This window comes from Winogradskyella sp. (genome assembly GCF_965228925.1).
Classification (GTDB): domain Bacteria; phylum Bacteroidota; class Bacteroidia; order Flavobacteriales; family Flavobacteriaceae; genus Winogradskyella.
This window is the reverse complement of the sequence record NZ_OZ245845.1, coordinates 2,343,970-2,361,424: the sequence shown is the minus strand read 5'-3', so window position 1 is coordinate 2,361,424 and position 17,455 is coordinate 2,343,970. Positions and strand designations below refer to the sequence as shown.

15 protein-coding genes are annotated in these 17,455 nt (G+C 36.2%); 4 read left to right on the top strand and 11 right to left on the bottom strand.

From position 1 onward, the window contains the following. Positions 1-64: 64 nt before the first annotated feature. The 9 genes from ACO052_RS09585 to ACO052_RS09545 form a co-directional block, all read right to left on the bottom strand. Positions 65-1,186 carry a hypothetical protein gene (locus tag ACO052_RS09585; RefSeq protein WP_422107790.1) on the bottom strand — a complete coding sequence of 374 codons (1,122 nt, stop codon included), beginning with the start codon at positions 1,184-1,186 and terminating at the stop codon, positions 65-67. A gap of 22 nt (positions 1,187-1,208) precedes the next feature. Then, on the bottom strand, positions 1,209-1,733 hold the full coding sequence (locus ACO052_RS09580; RefSeq protein WP_422107789.1) for a hypothetical protein: 525 nt from the start codon (positions 1,731-1,733) through the stop codon (positions 1,209-1,211). A 2-nt stretch (positions 1,734-1,735) separates the two neighbouring features. Next, positions 1,736-2,230 carry a hypothetical protein gene (locus ACO052_RS09575; protein ID WP_422107788.1) on the bottom strand — a complete coding sequence of 165 codons (495 nt, stop codon included), beginning with the start codon at positions 2,228-2,230 and terminating at the stop codon, positions 1,736-1,738. A 61-nt stretch (positions 2,231-2,291) separates the two neighbouring features. Then, entirely contained in the window at positions 2,292-2,981 is a 690-nt protein-coding gene (locus ACO052_RS09570; RefSeq protein WP_422107787.1) for a c-type cytochrome, read from the bottom strand. Positions 2,982-3,120: 139 nt separating this feature from the next. Next, on the bottom strand, positions 3,121-3,753 hold the full coding sequence (locus ACO052_RS09565) for a hypothetical protein (protein WP_422107786.1): 633 nt from the start codon (positions 3,751-3,753) through the stop codon (positions 3,121-3,123). 281 nt (positions 3,754-4,034) lie between these two features. Then, positions 4,035-6,509 carry a TIM-barrel domain-containing protein gene (locus tag ACO052_RS09560; protein ID WP_422107785.1) on the bottom strand — a complete coding sequence of 825 codons (2,475 nt, stop codon included), beginning with the start codon at positions 6,507-6,509 and terminating at the stop codon, positions 4,035-4,037. Positions 6,510-6,701: 192 nt separating this feature from the next. Further along, the gene (locus ACO052_RS09555) at positions 6,702-7,262 is read right to left on the bottom strand and encodes a hypothetical protein (RefSeq protein ID WP_422107784.1); all 561 of its coding nucleotides are present in this window, start codon (positions 7,260-7,262) and stop codon (positions 6,702-6,704) included. Beyond that, positions 7,259-8,383: an FG-GAP repeat domain-containing protein gene (locus ACO052_RS09550; RefSeq protein ID WP_422107783.1), complete on the bottom strand. Its 1,125-nt coding sequence runs from the start codon at positions 8,381-8,383 to the stop codon at positions 7,259-7,261. Before ACO052_RS09550 ends, ACO052_RS09555 begins: the two co-directional genes overlap by 4 nt. An 84-nt stretch (positions 8,384-8,467) precedes the next feature. Continuing rightward, a complete protein-coding gene (locus ACO052_RS09545) occupies positions 8,468-8,665 on the bottom strand; it encodes a SymE family type I addiction module toxin (RefSeq protein ID WP_422107782.1) in 198 nt (65 codons plus the stop codon). Between the two features lie 95 nt (positions 8,666-8,760). Between ACO052_RS09545 and ACO052_RS09540 the strand changes: the two genes are divergently transcribed. Next, positions 8,761-8,976 carry a helix-turn-helix domain-containing protein gene (locus ACO052_RS09540; RefSeq protein WP_422107781.1) on the top strand — a complete coding sequence of 72 codons (216 nt, stop codon included), beginning with the start codon at positions 8,761-8,763 and terminating at the stop codon, positions 8,974-8,976. A gap of 146 nt (positions 8,977-9,122) precedes the next feature. Here the strand turns inward: ACO052_RS09540 and ACO052_RS09535 are convergent, their stop codons facing one another. Further along, entirely contained in the window at positions 9,123-9,518 is a 396-nt protein-coding gene (locus ACO052_RS09535; protein ID WP_422107780.1) for a hypothetical protein, read from the bottom strand. A gap of 152 nt (positions 9,519-9,670) precedes the next feature. Next, positions 9,671-10,681 (bottom strand): 3-oxoacyl-ACP synthase III family protein, encoded by a 1,011-nt coding sequence (locus ACO052_RS09530; RefSeq protein ID WP_422107779.1) that lies wholly within the window; start codon positions 10,679-10,681, stop codon positions 9,671-9,673. Between the two features lie 183 nt (positions 10,682-10,864). Between ACO052_RS09530 and ACO052_RS09525 the strand changes: the two genes are divergently transcribed. The 3 genes from ACO052_RS09525 to ACO052_RS09515 all read left to right on the top strand — a co-directional run bounded on the left by ACO052_RS09525 (position 10,865) and on the right by ACO052_RS09515 (position 17,448). Further along, on the top strand, positions 10,865-13,306 hold the full coding sequence (locus ACO052_RS09525; protein WP_422107778.1) for an alpha/beta hydrolase family protein: 2,442 nt from the start codon (positions 10,865-10,867) through the stop codon (positions 13,304-13,306). Positions 13,307-13,633: 327 nt separating this feature from the next. Then, entirely contained in the window at positions 13,634-15,541 is a 1,908-nt protein-coding gene (htpG, locus tag ACO052_RS09520; protein ID WP_422107777.1) for a molecular chaperone HtpG, read from the top strand. Between the two features lie 263 nt (positions 15,542-15,804). Next, complete coding sequence (locus ACO052_RS09515) at positions 15,805-17,448, top strand: T9SS type A sorting domain-containing protein (protein WP_422107776.1); 1,644 nt, start codon at positions 15,805-15,807, stop codon at positions 17,446-17,448. Positions 17,449-17,455: the final 7 nt, after the last annotated feature.

Genomic DNA, 17,455 nt, shown 5'->3' with positions numbered 1-17,455 from the left:
TCTATTGATTAATTTGGTCACGCAAAAACCTAATGAACAACAGCCCTTATCATACGGCACTTTTTTACTTTTCGATTAGTGTTGGGAAATCATCGAGTCCTATACTTTGTATGTCGCCGTTACAATTCTTTATAATTTTTCCTAGTAAAAGAGATGCTCTATCTGCTTCTATACCAAGTCTTATATAGGTATAGCAAGAGTCTTTGGTATCTCTAAATTCAATAGAGTGATATGTTTTTCCTGAAAAACTGCTCATGTCTTTCGTGCCTAAATAAAACTCAGGATGGAAGCCTGCTTCTCCTTCAACTGTGTAACTGGCTTTTCCAAACTCAACCATTTCAATTTTATATTGGATTGTTGTTTGATTTATGCTCTCGATGGTTAAAGCAATGGCTAAGTCATCTTTCTTAGCGGTAAGAACCGTTTTCTTTCCTACTGGTGGTAGTTGTGGTAAGTCTGTTTGTTTTAAAATATCATGCTTTAAAACCGAATCATTGCGCTTTAAAAAATAGCCCTTGTTAATATCGTGCAAAATATCATATACCTTGTCATCTACAACCACGAAATGTTCTGGTGCATTCCAAAAGTTATTTTTCTTAGCGATAAACGTGTATTTAGCATTTGCAGGAATATCCAATTTATGGACATCAAAATTAGGGCTTCCATAATAAACACCATTCTTATCCGTACCACCACAAATAGTGTTGAAGGGTTCAAAAGACTTTGGGTCGACATCTGCAACGGGTATTATAAAATGACCATCGGAATTGACCCACCAAAAATTTACGGTACCTTTTGTTGAGAAAAAGCGGTCATCATATTCAAAATAAGACGTCAAATCAATCTGATCTGTAAATTCTTTCAAAAACTCAACGCCGAAGGTCAACTCACCGCAGGGTCGAATGGCCCCAGATTTTTTAAAAATCCTACCTTCTTTTGTGAAGAAACCAAAATTTGCAAGGTCGAAACGCTTTAGATCATCTAAAGGATCAATAAGTCTACCGTCAATTCTAATAGTATCCAAAACCTTGTTTCCAAAGGCTTTAAATTCATTCCGATAATCGCAGTCTGTTAAGTCTACAGAGCTTAACACCTCAGAACCGTCCGATGCTTTATTTTGACCCTTATCTTTTGAATTTTGACAAGAAACAAGTAGTAGAATTAAGATGACGGTATAAACTCTCATAAACTTACGGTCCACAAACTATTTAGGGATTAACTTGTTCTCTCTGTATTTTTTCATTCAATTTTTTTAGATATACCTTTTGTAATTTACTCCAGTAACCTGAGGTCATCTTACTAATGTATTCTTTATTTTCTTTTCTGTCCAGAATCCTAAACTTTTTCACTTTTCCAATCCAGGTGTTTTGTTCAGGACCAAGTGGCGTTTCTACGACACTACCCATGGCAACTCTTGGAATATAGTTGAAATCAAAGACAAAGCGGTACTTATCAATATCTTGAAACCTTTCATCACTCAAATATTGTTCTGTCGTTGCAAACTCATAAGCCCCTTGGTAAATCTTTTCTACATTTCGTTTCATATAACGGTTATAACTGTCGTGATGTGTTATAAAAAGGATAGTTGAAGCGTTTTTTCCAAAGTCTGGTGGGATGGCCCCCATGTCTTCGGTTAAATATTTATTGGCCTTAGATTTTACAATGACTCCGCATGACGTTAGAGCAACCAATAGAGTCACGCAGCTAAAAATGATTAACAGTTTTTTCATCATACCTAATTCTTATTCATTTTTAAATTAATGCTGTCCAACATTTTTTCCATTTTATCAAATCCTGAATCTGATAGTAGGCCGTCCATCACATTTTCATTCCAAGGTTGAAACATCCATTGCCTGTAACCACACCCCATTTCTATAATTCCCTTAATCGTGTCGTTTTTAGTAAATATCAACCCTGCGTTTAATGCAAAAGTTCCGCATTCACCACGACGAAAATTCAAACTATCCGAAATAATATCCATCAATCTTGATTTATCGGATGTGTCTAATATGTAAGTATTATCTTTATCCATTAATTCTTCAATTCCTTTGCCCATTATAGTTTCATTCACAAAGGGGTCAAAGTTTAATTGCACATATCTAACTTCATAATCCGAAGTTTTATCAACTATAGACCAATTAAGTTCAATTTCCTTGGTTAATACTGATCGATTAGGGTTTGAACACCCAAAAACCAAGAACGTTAACGTAAGTAAAACTATATTTTTCATTTTAACCAAATAACGCAACAGATTTACTGAACTGTATTCAGTGACATATGGACCGTGTTAGCTACTCGTTTTCCTTTTTATAATTATCAAAATTGACTTCACCGGTTTTAAAATAGAGCCAATCGGATGTTTCTAATAAACTGGTATTCTGTGTAACAATACTTCGATGCACTTCAATATAATCGCCGTGTGTAGCAGATGAAATGTAATTCTTTTTCCCATCGATTAAAAGCGTCATACTGATAGCGCCTACTTTTGCAGAAAAATTTGGTACATAAGCCATCTCAGATAGTTCATCTTTAAGTTTTTCGATTTGCTTATTGCTGAGCTTAAACCTTCCTGAATTATTAATCATTTCTGCACTATCTAATTTTTCAAGGTCAACAAAGTCGCCGAAGGTTAAGTCATTGTTGGTTACTGTCTTTTCATTTTCAGTTAATTCAAATTGCATTTCTACAAAATGATAGATGTTGTCCAAATTTTTGTCAGTCAAATTCGGAAAGGAATTCATTAAAGCCCAACCCTGATTTCGTAATTCAATCGCAATGCTGTCTCCATTTTTAAACATTCCGATTGAGTTTCTTGTATAGTCATAAAGCCATTCCTTATCACGTCTTTTTGTTATTCCACCTAAGGCTGGTGCAGTAGCAATTTTGTCCATACCAATATAATGGCAAGCAACACAGTTTTTTTCGAAGAGTGCTTTTCCCTTTTCAAATGATTCGCTTTGTTGTGGTTTTTGATTAATCATTACTAAATCCGATCCGCTTCTCCTTTTGTCAGAGTTGCAATTCCAATTTAGAATTCCAATTATTAAAATAAAGAAAGTTTTTCTCATATTATAGGCGGCGGTCTCGTATAACCATCAGTTACGATTATACATTGTCGCGCTACGTATTTTTATTTCGTTTGTCAATTTCTATTGCTCTCTTATAAAAATCTCTAAATTCATTCCTGTCGTATTTCGCTCTCATTGCTGAAAGAACATCTGTTAATCCTAAGCTACACCAATCCCATAGCATTGTATCAAAATTATATTTATACATCTGTACCCCAACTTCAGCTCTTATTTGGTCAACTTCATTTTCTTTTATTCCGTTTTCTATAAGTCTTTCTAAAGCATGTTGATCATTTTCTTTAGTAAATTCAGTATCTAAATAGGGTTCCAAAATCCAATCCCAGTTCCAACTATGTTTAAACAGTCTTATACTATTATTTTCCGCAAATTTTTTTAATTCTTCTTTTCTTTCTTCTGAAATAAAAATAATATCGTCAGCAACATATAATCTACATATTCCAAAATCTGCACTTATAGCGTCAATTTCGTTTGTTTGAATAGTTTTATTGGGATAAGCAATTGAAGGTTCAAATGGATATTCAGAAATCTCTATTCCATTTTCAGTAATTTTTGATTCTCCAATACCACATAATAGGTTTTTAATTTCATATTCAGTCGAACTGAAAAAAGCGTCTCTAGACGTTTCTTTTTTCTTTGATTTAAATATGTTTTTTAGAAAGTTCACGACGTTAGTTAATATTGGACAACAGTCTTGGCTATAAGTAATTGTTACCCTTAGTATTTTTAATTCATTAATATATATTCGAAGCCTTCTTTATCCAAAATATCAATTAAGTTATCTGAACCTGCAGGTTTTCTTGTATCAGCATCAATTCCATAAATTTAGGAAAAAGGCTTGAAATTCCGACTGCGAACACCGAAGCTTTTCAGTAGGTGTTAATTTCAGCCGTAACCCGCCAGAACGACTCTGTCGGGCTGGTGAGCTATAACCATTGTTGTAGATAGTTATCTCATTAGGACGATATCTTCATTAACATGCAACGCACTTAATTCTACAACTTGAGTTTTCGTTTTTTCATCCCAATATGTTAATGGTCTCTGATTTAATTCTTTTGATTCTGATTTGACAGAATTAATTTTTTTCCCATTTAATTTGAAATTTTGAAACTTCTCGAATCCATAGAAATATATCTTATAGCTTTTTTTTGAAACGGCTCCATCGTAATTACCTACGGAAGCATGAATGACAAGTTTTTTATCATTTTCAGTGTAATTTAATTTTGTACTTCTTCTTTCATTTCTTGTATGAAACTTTTCCGTAACACCATCATCTTCATGTAATTCAAATTGGGCATCTTTTCCAGTATAAATATGAAGATTGAGTTTTTTTGGATTGAGTGTAAATGTACTTAAAGCGTAATCTTGCTTCGGTATAATGGATCCCTCTTTGACGAAAATAGGCATGTTTTGGTTTGTAACTTGGTGTTTTATGATTTGATCTTGGTTAACTAGTTCATTCGTCCAGTAGTTATACCAATTTTGTCCTTTTGGTAACCAAATATCGATAGTACTTTCATTTTTTGAGCAAGTAGGTGCAATTAACATTTCATTTCCCCATATGTATTGCAAATCAAACTTCCAGGCGTTTGGGTCATTTTGATAATCAATTACCATGGCTTTTGCCATTGGTATTCCCGTCTCGTGAGCTTTAAAAGCGTAGGTGTAGATGTATGGCATAAGCTCATACCGTTCTTTTATATATTGCATTGCAACTTTTTGACTGGCTTCTGACCTGTCAAGAGGCCAACGTTTGTGTTCACCCATTCCATGTGGTCTCCAAATAGGTGAAAAACTTCCAAATGCCATCGCCCATTGATTGTATAAAAAATCTTCTGGACCAGGTTCAATAAATCCGCCTGCATCATGATTGAAATAAGGAAAGCCTGACAAACCAGAAGCTTGCATTGCTCGTATACTGGTTTTCATCCATTCGCAATCACTGTAAATGTCTCCATTCCAATGAGACGCATAACGCTGTGCACCAGCAGTCATACTTCTAACCCAAACGAAAGGTCTTTTAGCCTCTCCAATTCCAGGATGATTAGGATCTGTACTGTCCCAACCTTCTTGAACTATTGCTTTAGCAATTAGAAAAGGGTAGTAGTTTTTATTCTCAGCCCAACGTCTCCCATTAGCACAAATAATACTATCTGGTAAGGTATACATCTCGTCTGTTTCATCAATCCACAACGCATCTCCTCCATAATTCAGTTTTGGGTCGAGCGATTTTTTCCAAAATAGTTTCCATACCCATTTTCTGGTTTCAGGATTGGAATAGTCTGGGGCGCTGTTACCTTCTTTTACGAATTGTTCTGCGTACGGTAGATTATATTCTGGTTTCCAACCCCAACTGTCAGCGCCAATATTTCGGTTTAAATCTAGAGTAACTGTTAAATGGTTTTCTTTACACCATTTGAGGTAAGCAGAAGGATCTGGATAACGAATTGAATCCCACTCAAACCATGAGCCTGACCATGCACCACTACCAGCTCTCCATCTATTATCGTTTACAATATGATCAAAAGCATATCCGGCATTTCGGTGGGCTGTAATTTTTTTCTTCCACCATTCTGCGCCATTGTTGTCTGGCGCTTCCTTGTCAGAAAGCTGAAGTCCGAATATTGATTTTTGTAAAAATCTAGGTCTTCCAGTCAATTGCGTATATTTATCTAGAATAGTTTCAAATTTTGGTCCAATAATTATGAAGTAATCCATTCTACCTTCAAATCCTTTAGTATCTATACTAAATTGATATTGTCCTTGGCTTCCAAAATCAAAGTCATGATCAAAAGTGCTGTTCAGAAAAATACCATACCCTTTATTTGACATAAAAAAAGGAACGGTTAAAACGGCCTGTTTTTGGTAATGCGATTTCACACCTTCGCCATAATTACTATTCACTTTTTTACCTTTTAAATCAATTGACTCTACCCAACCGTAAGTTTGGTGTCCTACGCCACAAAAATGTTCATTATTATCTAGTTGTAAGTCATTTATAATCAAATCACCAGTCCATTTTATGCCTTCTTTTTGACGCAACAATACGTCATTCTTACTTCCTGAAATCACTTGGTATTTTAAAGGTGATTTCTGTATTTTGATTTTTGTTTTCTGTTCATTCTCAGTAAAAACGGTTATGAACTCATTATCTTCTTCAAGAGTATACGCGCCAGTTCTGTTGTGATTTTCAACCATTTCATAGTGATTATCCGGAAAGAAATCTTCGTTTTTATTGACCCACTGAAAACGAATGGTCCGTGCATTATAAAATTGTAGTTTTAGTTGTACTCCAGTCGTTGTTTCTAGTAGTAATTCGTGCTCCTTTTGAGCGTATGATTTAAAATCTCCAGTTTGTGACCATAAATTTGAGCAAATAAAGCTCGTGAGGATGAAGATGAATGCTGAAATTCTGTAATTCATAAGGGTCGTTTGTCAAAATTTTTAGTTGAAGGCGTTTATCTATTAGACAATATAGTGTTTCTTGGAAACATCTTATGCTCTTGAGATTTTATGATAATTATCTAAAATGGTTTTACGAATGGTTCGTTGCGACACGAGCCTTTCGACTGTCGCTCAAGACAGGCTAAAGCGGACTGGCGAAGCAAATTGAGGTTATATATCGTTGTAAGCCGTTTTTATTCTATCTCCCTCTGCTATTGTAAAGGAACAAAGTTTATATTCATTTGGGTTTATACTTTTCATTATTTTATTATACCATTCGTCAAAATCTATATCTTCCTTTTGGATTGGTTGAAAGTTTAAATAAACGTTTGAATTTGTCAACCAAATAGATGTTTGACAAATAAATTCAGTCATTTTACTTTTAGCCCAAAAGTCAATTCGACATTCAGTCAAATGTCTAATTACATATTCAGCAGTTAGTTTTTCAGGTTCTTTAAAAATCCACTTGCCCAATTCAATATTTTCTCCTCCATCAAGTGAGTCAATATAATCGGTAAAAATTTGAGTTAAGAGATTATTCTCAAAATGAAACTCAATATTTCCATACCTCCATACTCTTGATGATTCCAAAGTTTTTCCAGCTTCGTATTCATCAGGTTCAGGGAAATTTTTCAAAATCCAATTTTTGTCTTTGCCTATTCTGATAAAATCAAATTTCCCAGATTTGAAAACTTCAAAAAGATCAATTTTTATTTTGTGATTTAGTTTCATTCTTTTTTAGACTTACCAACTATATTAATGTAATATAGATTTAATTCATCATTGTTTGATTCAACAATATCTAAGTAGCCATCGTTATTAATATCAACAAACTTGATGTCGTAGGTATCAAAAGGATTTTTGTTAAGTTTTAAACTTTCAAAATTTCGTCCATTTCCAGAATTGATATACAAACGGTTTTCTTGTTCTGAATTGGCAACAACAATGTCTATATCTCCATCCTTATCAAAATCCCCAACATCTATGGCATAAGATTCGTTTTCATAGGTAGTGAAATCAAAACAATCTTTGAAATTTCCTTTAGAGTTACCAAAACAAATCTGATTACTTTGTTCTAAATTTCCAGTTACAATATCAATAAAACCGTCACCGTTTAAATCAGCCAAGGCAATAGAACGCGTGTCGTCTTTTCCATGACCAATCTCAATTTTCTTTTCAAATTTCAGGTCCTCATTAATGTAGATGTAATTTTGTTGACCGTTTCTATTTGCGACTACTAAATCGTTGTCTTTATCTCCATCTATATCAAAAAGTTGAACTTGAAGCGTAGCATCATCTTTTTCACCAAAATAAATGATTTCATTAAAATCTCCTTTCCCATTATTTAAAGCAATTTCGTTTTCAAAGAATCTGTTGCAGATTATGATATCAATATCTCCATCATTGTCAATATCACCTAAAGTTATGTTTCTGGTATTTGTATATAAACCACCATATGTTCCGTATTCTTCAAAATTTCCTTGACCATCATTAGTATATAATCGATTAGGCGCTCTGTCATTTGCAGTTGCAATATCTATATCTCCATCATTATCGAAGTCCGCAAATTTTACGGCATAAGTCGTTGATTGATATTTACCCAAATCAAAAGCAACGCGAAACATTCCATTTCCTGAGTTTAAGAAAATTTTATTTTGTTGAGTTGAGTGTCTACCATTTCCAATTGCAATATCTATATCTCCATCGCTATCGATATCTCCATAATTAATAGATGCTGATTTCATTTTTTCAACACCAAACGTAAATTCATTATATCTTACAAAGTAGTCATTTATCTGACAATAAGTCGATATAGGAATCAACAGTAATACTATAAGTAATTTAAGGTTCATTGTATTGGTTTTAATTGTGCCTAAGGGTCTCGGTTATGATTTCGACTTGCCTTTCAGCAACTAATTTAGTAAATAAAACTGGCTTTAATTCTTTCCTTTCTTTTTGCCTGCCAGTGTAATGACGAGTTTATGTCGTTGTTCCTCGATGTCGATTTCATTACCGATATCGAACCCAAGTTTTTTTAACCACTTGCCCTCCAATCGAATTTCAGGAACTGCAATATATCTCAGTTCTCGAGCTTGGTGCTTTTGATATACTTTTCGCTTTCTTAGCTTTTTCAATTGTCATACTATTATATGACAAACTTATGAAATAAAATCGAATTGTCAAATTTTAATATGACAAAATTGTCGTATAATTAATTGACATTTGTGTTGTGGATAAGGAACAACTTAAACAGAAAGTCGGTAGGCGTATTGTCGCCTTAAGAAGTCAAAAAGGCTGGAGCCAGTCCGATTTGGCCCGTGCTTGTGATAAAGATCGGCAGGCTATTGAAAAACTGGAGAATGGTAAAGTCAATCCCACGATTTTTACGATTTCAGAAATTTGTAATGCGCTGAACGTTTCCCTCTCTGAGTTTTTTGAGTTTTGATAGTATCACTACCAGCAGTCCAGGCTATGATTTCGTTGTAGAATCATCCGCAGGATTATTCCGTCGAAATCCAGCCGTTTTATTTATGTTTTTTACTTTGATGTGGCACAAAACCACAATGAATTATAGCCATTGTTGTGTGTTCGTTATTTTATTTTTCCTCTAGCAATTCTCTCCATAATCGCAGTAATTACATTACCTCCTTTAATCCATTTATTGTTAATATACTTTACTTTGAAGTACTGAATTCTTTCTGATGAATGGTAGGTGTATATTTTCAAACAATCCATTTCACTTGGTTTATACTCAAAATCAAAATTTTCAGTATTCGAGTTTAATTGTACTAGCACATTTCCAATTGTAATTCCATTACCTAAGTTCTCTTGAGGTAGAATTGTCTTTATTCTTTTAGTAAGTTTTCTGCTTTGTCCTGAATATTTTTCCAAACTCCAATAATAATCATGCAAAAATTCACCCGTTTTAGAATTTGTATTTTCTTCGGTAGAACTACAAAAAGTGAGATTCTTTTTTTCTTGATGCATTTTATCAGTTTCGCGTTCAATGACACACAACTAGTTTATATATGCATTTCTCTAAAACTAGCGGAAAAATAAGCCAAAGCCAAGAAGCGCGATGCATTAACGGTTTTAAATAATTACAAATACTTATAAACGTTTATAAGCATTTGTAAAGGTTACCACTTTATAATAGCACTACCCCAAGTAAAGCCACTACCAAAAGCGGCCAAGACTACATTGTCGCCTTCCTTGATTTTGCCTTCTTCCCAGGCTTCGGTCAAAGCAATCGGAATCGATGCTGCCGTAGTATTGCCATAGCGCATAATGTTGTTATAGACCTGATCATTGCCCAAGCCGAATTTCTTTTGGATAAATTGTGAGATACGTAAATTGGCCTGATGGGGAATCAACATATCAATATCGTCCTTTTGTAGATTATTTTTTGTTAAGCCTTCAATAATAGCCTCACTAAAACGTACCACCGCATGTTTAAATACAAACTGGCCATTCATATAGGGATAGTAGGACACATCGTCGGGATCATTATCTTCCATTATGGCATCGACCCAACGGCCCGTACTCGGCCCTTCTAATGATAATTCCTTGGCGTGTTTGCCCTCAGAATGTAAATGTGTCGATAACACACCCTTTGTATTATCTTCTTCGCGACTCAACACTGCAGCACCGGCACCATCACCAAAAATTACCGTCACGGCACGACCACGTGTAGAACGCTCCAAACCACCAGAGTGATTTTCGCTTCCAATCACCAATACGTGTTTGTACATCCCCGTTTTGATGAACTGATCGGCAACCGATAAGCCATAGATAAAACCGGAACATTGATTGCGTACATCAATAGCACCAATGGTATCCATTTCGAGAAGTTCTTGCACACGTACACCACCACCCGGAAAATACATATCGGGACTCAGAGTCGCAAAAACAATAAAATCAATATCATCCTTTGTTAAACCGGCACGTTCAATGGCAATCTTGGCGGCCTTTGCTCCCATTATCGATGTGGTATCATCACTCGTTTCTGGGTCTATCCAACGACGCTCTTTGATTCCTGTGCGTTCCTGTATCCATTCGTCACTGGTGTCCATCCACTCCTTTAAATCATCGTTAGTCACAACGTTTTCTGGGACGTACTTCCCCAGACCGGTAATTCTTGAATTGTACATGCGCTAAAAAAAATAGTTAGGACAACAAATTTAACCCATTTCCATGGATTCCTAAATCAATTCGTTATGCGCGCATAACAAACAAAACACGGCATAATCTCAACAGAATTTTAACAATAGTATCACATTTTCCACTTATAATTTTAAGTATCTTCAGGCCACTAATTAATTACCTTTATATATATGAAATCATTAATCAAATTATTTGCATTGCTATTTGTATTAAATAGTTATGCGCAACAAAGTCTTAAGTACCAAGTACCTTCTGACGAGATCTTAGAACTCGCCGATGTTGAACTGGCTCCTGGAGTTCAAATTGACAGTAAAGGTGAGCATATGGTACTGCTCTATCGCAACCAATACAAATCCATCCAAGAGCTATCCGAAACGGAAATGCGTTTGGCAGGTTTGCGTATCAATCCAGTGACCAATATTGGTAGTAGAACCAATTACTACACCAATATTAAAGTGAAGCAAATCGATGACGCAGCCGCCACACAGGTTAAAGGTTTACCCGAAAATGCGCGACTTTCTGGCTTTAGATGGTCTCCTGACGAAACCATGATTGCCTGTCTGAATACGACACCGAAAGGGGTTGAAGTTTGGGTACTCAACATTGCAGAAGCTAAGGTGACCAAACTTACAGATGCTAGCGTTAACGCCAATATGGGAAGTACCATTAACTGGTTTAAAGACAATAAAAACCTTTTGGTAAAAATGCTACCCAGCGACAGAAAGGAACTCATCAATACAGATATTGCCGTACCCACAGGACCAACAGTCTCCGTTAGTGATGGTGCTAAGGCACAAAATAGAACCTATCAGGATTTATTAAAAACCCCGAATGACGAGTTTAACTTTGAGCAATTAGCACGTTCTGAAATTAAAAAAGTGTCCATTAACGGCAACATTCAGGATTACTTAGGTGCAGACATGTATCGCGGTATCAGTTTTTCACCTGATGGCAATTATGTGATGATTACCAAAGTAAAGCGTCCATTCTCTTATTTAGTGCCATTTACAAGGTTCCCTAACGAGAGTGTCATGTACGCCTCAAACGGAAAAAAGATAAAAACCGTTAACGATGTCCCTCTAGACGAAGTTAGACCTAAAGGTTTTATGTCTACAAGAATGGGCAAGCGCAATATGACCTGGAGAGGTGATAAGCCTGCGACTTTAGTTTGGGCCGAAGCTTTGGACAAAGGTGATCCCGAAGTAGAAGTGGATTACAGAGATGTGGTTTATGAGTTGAATGCACCATTTAGTGGCCAACCCAAAGAAATCCTAAAGACCAAACAACGCTTCTCCGGGATACAATGGGGAGATGATAACAATGCGGTAGCCTATGACTACTGGTGGAACACGAGAAATTTAAAGACCTACCTCTTTAATCCATCCAATGGTAAAGCCAAAGTGATGTATGATAGAAACTACCAGGATGTCTATAGCGATCCTGGAAATTTTGTGACTTCAAAGAATGAATTTGGTCGTTACACCTTAACGATGAATGGAAGTAAATTGTATTTAATGGGGGATGGTTATTCCAAAGAAGGACAATTTCCTTTTATAGATGAGTACAACATAAAATCTGGAAAGAGTAAGCGTCTTTACCGATCAGAATATACCGATAAGCTCGAGAATCTGTATGATGCCATTGATATGAAAAAAGGGGAAATCTTAGTCCGAATCGAATCTAAAAAAGACTATCCCAATTATTATATCAGAAATATTAAGAAGAACGACCTTAGAGCCATTACGGATTTCGAAAATCCGTTTAAAAGTCTTGAGGAAGTCGATAAACGTGTTATAAGCTATAAGCGCGACGACGGTTTGGACTTGGATGGGACACTCTACTTACCCTTAGATTATAAAGAAGGTAAAAAATACCCGATGATCCTTTGGGCCTACCCACGCGAGTTTAAGGATAAAGCGAGTGCTTCGCAAAGTACATCAAATCCCAACGAATTTGTTTATCCCTATTGGGGCTCACCTATTTATTGGGTGACTAAAGGCTACGTCGTTTTAGACGATGCCGCATTCCCTATTGTCGGTGAAGGTGACGAAGAACCCAACGACTCCTTTAGAACACAGTTAGTGGCTAATGGAAAGGCCGCTATTGATGCTGTAGATAACTTAGGCTATATCGATAGAGAAAAGGTAGCTGTTGGTGGTCATAGTTACGGCGCCTTTATGACCGCTAACTTATTGTCACACTCTGATCTCTTTGCGGCGGGTATTGCCCGAAGTGGTGCCTACAATAGAACATTAACACCTTTTGGTTTCCAAAGTGAAGAGCGCAGCTATTGGGAAGCTCCAGAAATCTATTATAACATGTCACCTTTTATGCATGCCGATAAAATGAAAACACCACTACTTTTAATTCATGGTGTGGCCGATAATAATTCTGGAACCTATCCATTACAAAGTGAGCGCTATTTTAATGCCTTAAAAGGTTTAGGGGCGCCTGTACGATTGGTGATGTTACCAAAGGAAAGCCATGGTTATAGAGCCAAAGAATCGATTATGCATATGCTTTGGGAACAAGATCAATGGTTAGATAAGCATGTGAAAAACAAAACTAAAAAAGAAGAAAAGATCGAAAACAAGGAAATGCTTAAGAATTAGTTTTTTTATCTAAATTAAAGAGACTGTCTGAAAAATCATGGTTTTGTCAATCTGAACTCGTTTCAGATTCTAAAACCTACTAGAAATCAAATCGATGAGATTCTGAAATTAATTCAGAATGACAGATTTCTATATTTTTCAGACAGCCTCTTTTTTATGCCATCTTGTCACAATTATGGTCTTGGTATTTTATTTGAATAGGAATAGGCAGAAATAAAACATCAACTTTCGTCAGTTCGAGTTGAGACGAAGTCGAAGTATCGAGAACTTCTCGATACATTTTGAACAAGTTCAAAACACTCGAAGTGACATCTAACAATTATAATCATGACAAAAGGAAGTATTAATGTATCGGTAGAAAATATCTTTCCATTAATTAAAAAATTCTTGTACAGTGATCACGAAATATTCTTACGTGAGTTAATCAGTAACGCTACAGACGCCACCTTAAAACTTAAGCACTTAACAAGTATTGGCGAATCTAAAGTGGAATACGGTGCGCCAAAAATTGAGGTAAAGATTGATAAAGACGGTAAAAAACTCCATATCATTGACCAAGGTCTTGGAATGACGGCTGAAGAAGTTCAGAAATATATCAATGAAGTTGCTTTTTCTGGTGCCGAAGAGTTCTTAAACAAGTATGAAGACTCAGCCAAAGATGCAGGCATCATTGGTCACTTTGGTTTAGGGTTCTATTCGTCATTTATGGTGGCTGATAAAGTAGAAATTATCACTAAATCACATACCGATGCCCCTGCGGCCCATTGGACCTGTGACGGTTCACCAGAATTTACGCTTGAAGAAGCTGATAAAACCGAGAGAGGTACAGAAATTATATTACATATTTCTGAAGGTGAAGAGGAATTCCTAGAAGACTCCAGAATCCGTGAATTACTGACTAAGTATAATAAGTTTATGCCGATTCCGATTAAATTCGGTACCAAGGACATCAACGATCCTGAGCATGAACCACAAACCATCACCGATGAAGACGGTAAAGAGACCACAGAGCCTCATCGTCAAATTACTGTTGATGATATCATCAATAATCCAAATCCGGCTTGGACCAAGCAGCCTTCAGACTTAGAAGAAGACGATTATAAGAACTTCTACAGAGAGCTGTACCCTATGCAGTTTGAAGAGCCTTTGTTCAATATCCATTTGAATGTCGATTATCCGTTCAACCTTACGGGAATTTTATATTTCCCTAAGATGACGAACGACCTCAATATTCAAAAGGACAGAATTCAGTTATACCAAAATCAGGTCTTCGTTACCGATAATGTAGAGGGTATTGTCCCTGAATTCCTAACGATGTTAAGAGGCGTTATCGATTCGCCAGACATTCCATTAAATGTATCGCGTTCGTATCTGCAAGCGGATGGCAATGTCAAAAAGATTTCATCCTATATTACACGTAAAGTAGCTGATAAATTGAAGTCTTTATTCAACAGCAATCGTGAGGATTTTGAAAAGAAATGGGACGATATCAAAATCGTTATTGAATACGGTATGTTATCCGAAGACAAATTCTTCGAAAAAGCGGATGCTTTTGCACTATATCCAACGGTTGATGGTAAATTCTACACCTTTGAGGAGTTGACCAATGCCATTAAAGCTAAGCAAACCGATAAAGATGATAAAATGGTGATTCTTTATGCGGCCAATAAGGACGAACAACACAGCTACATTCAAGCGGCTAAGGAGAAAGATTACGAAGTCTTGTTGTTAGATTCACCAATCGTAAGTCATTTGATGCAAAAATTAGAAACCACTAAAGAGAATATTTCTTTTGCACGTGTAGATGCGGACCATATCGATAACCTCATCAAAAAAGACGATACGACTATTTCAAAATTATCCGACGAGGAAAAAACCAAATTGGATGAATTGTTGAAAGAGGTTGTACCATCAGAGAAATTCATGGTACAATTGGAAGCTATGGACAGCAATGCGTCTCCATTTATGATCACCCAACCCGAATTCATGCGTCGTATGAAAGAGATGCAACAAACCGGCGGTGGTATGTTTGGTATGGGTCATATGCCAGAAATGTACAACTTGGTGGTGAATACCAACCACGAATTGGTCAATGAAATCCTAAATACCAAAACGCGTAAAAAACAAGAACGTTTAATTAATCAGAGTTTGGACTTAGCACGTTTATCGCAAGGCTTGCTCAAGGGTGAAGAACTCACCAACTTTATCAAGCGTAGCTACGATATGATAAAATAATTTTTTGTCATGCTGAACTTGCCTGTGCTGAACCTGTTTCAGTATTTCAGCATCTCATTTAAATACCAAAAACCACTTAGAAAACTCTAAGTGGTTTTTTATTACATCCTAATCCTAGTCGAAGTCATCCGATGTATGACCACTGAATTGTAAGAATTTTATATAAACATGTTAAAAGCTGGTTGATTTAATCGATTTATATTGCTTTTAAGCCGATTTAAGCCATTTAATTTAGATATTGATATAGCCTAAATCAAGATATCATGAAATGTCTCTACCCCAGCTTTTTCATTATCCTATTCACATTTAATTTCATGTATTGCACAGACTATCACGTAGGTCCTGGGCATGCACTTGCAAATATCTCGGATGTCCCTTGGGCATCATTACAAGCCGGTGATAAAGTTTATATTCATTGGCGAAGCACGCCGTATTATGAAAAATGGGTTATTAATGCCCAAGGCACTGAGCTCAACAGAATCGAAATCATTGGTGTAAGCAGCCCAAGTGGCGAACAACCCATTATAGACGGTAATGGCGCTGTTACCCCAACTAATCTTAACTATTGGAATGACGCTAGGGGAATTATTAAAATAGGTGGGTCTAGTGTACCTTCGGATGCCCTACCAAGCTATATTACTATTGAAAATTTAGAAATACGATCTGCAAGACCAGCATATAACTTTACAGATGATAATGGACAGGCGGATACCTATTCTAATAATGCAGCTTCCATATACATCGAAAAGGGAGAACACATTATTATTAGAAATTGTACGATACATGACTCGGGGAATGGCATCTTTATTGGAGCCAATGGAGGTCAGACCAAAGCTATTTTGATTACTAATAATTATATCTACGATAATGGCATCGTCGGACGGATTTTTGAACATAACACCTATACGGAAGCCTTGGGAATAACCTATGAATACAATAGGTTTGGACCTCTGAGAGCTGGTGCCTTAGGTAATAATCTTAAAGATAGGTCTGCAGGGCTAGTCGTCAGATATAACTGGATTGAAAGCGGGAACCGTCAACTGGATCTTGTCGAATCTGGAACATCCGCGTTGTATAACGACCCTTCCTATGCCACAACTTACGTTTATGGTAATATTCTTATAGAGCCCGACGGCGCAGGAAATTCGCAAATCTTGCATTATGGAGGTGACAATGGAACGACATCGAATTATAGAAAGGGGAATCTCTACTTCTATAATAATACCGTCATATCAACTCGAAATTCAAATACGACTTTGGCAAGGCTTTCGACTTCGGACGAAACAATGAACGCGTTCAATAATGTCATTTATATCACCGAAAATGGAAATAGATTGGCCATGATTGATAATACAGGAACTCTAAATATACATCACAATTGGATAAAAACGGGGTGGGTAAATTCGCATAGCGGCGGACCATCAGGCACAATAACAGATCAAGGCAATAATATAGGAGGCGCTGACCCATTGTTTGTCGATTTTAATAATGAAAATTATAGTTTACAGGATACCTCTCCCCTAGTCAATTCCGGAGATGCCATTCCAGCAATCCATCTTCCCAATAATGATCTTGCCAATGAATATGTGCTTCATAGCAATGGAACGGCAAAACAAATAATTGATGCCATAGATATTGGTGCCTTTGAAAATACCTCGAGTCTGTCTATAAATGATTTTTCTTTAAACAACTTAGTGTTATTCCCCAACCCCAGTACATCTTTGGTTCATTTAAAGCATCTCGATGTTCACACGATTCGGTGTATTGAATTTTACGCCACAAATGGTCAATTAGTGTTGACTTCAAATCAGAAAACCATTGATGTTACGGGTATAAACAGTGGTATTTATTTTATTAAAGTCAAAACGTACAATGAAGAAACCGTTTTAAAATTCATAAAGCAATAAGCCAATC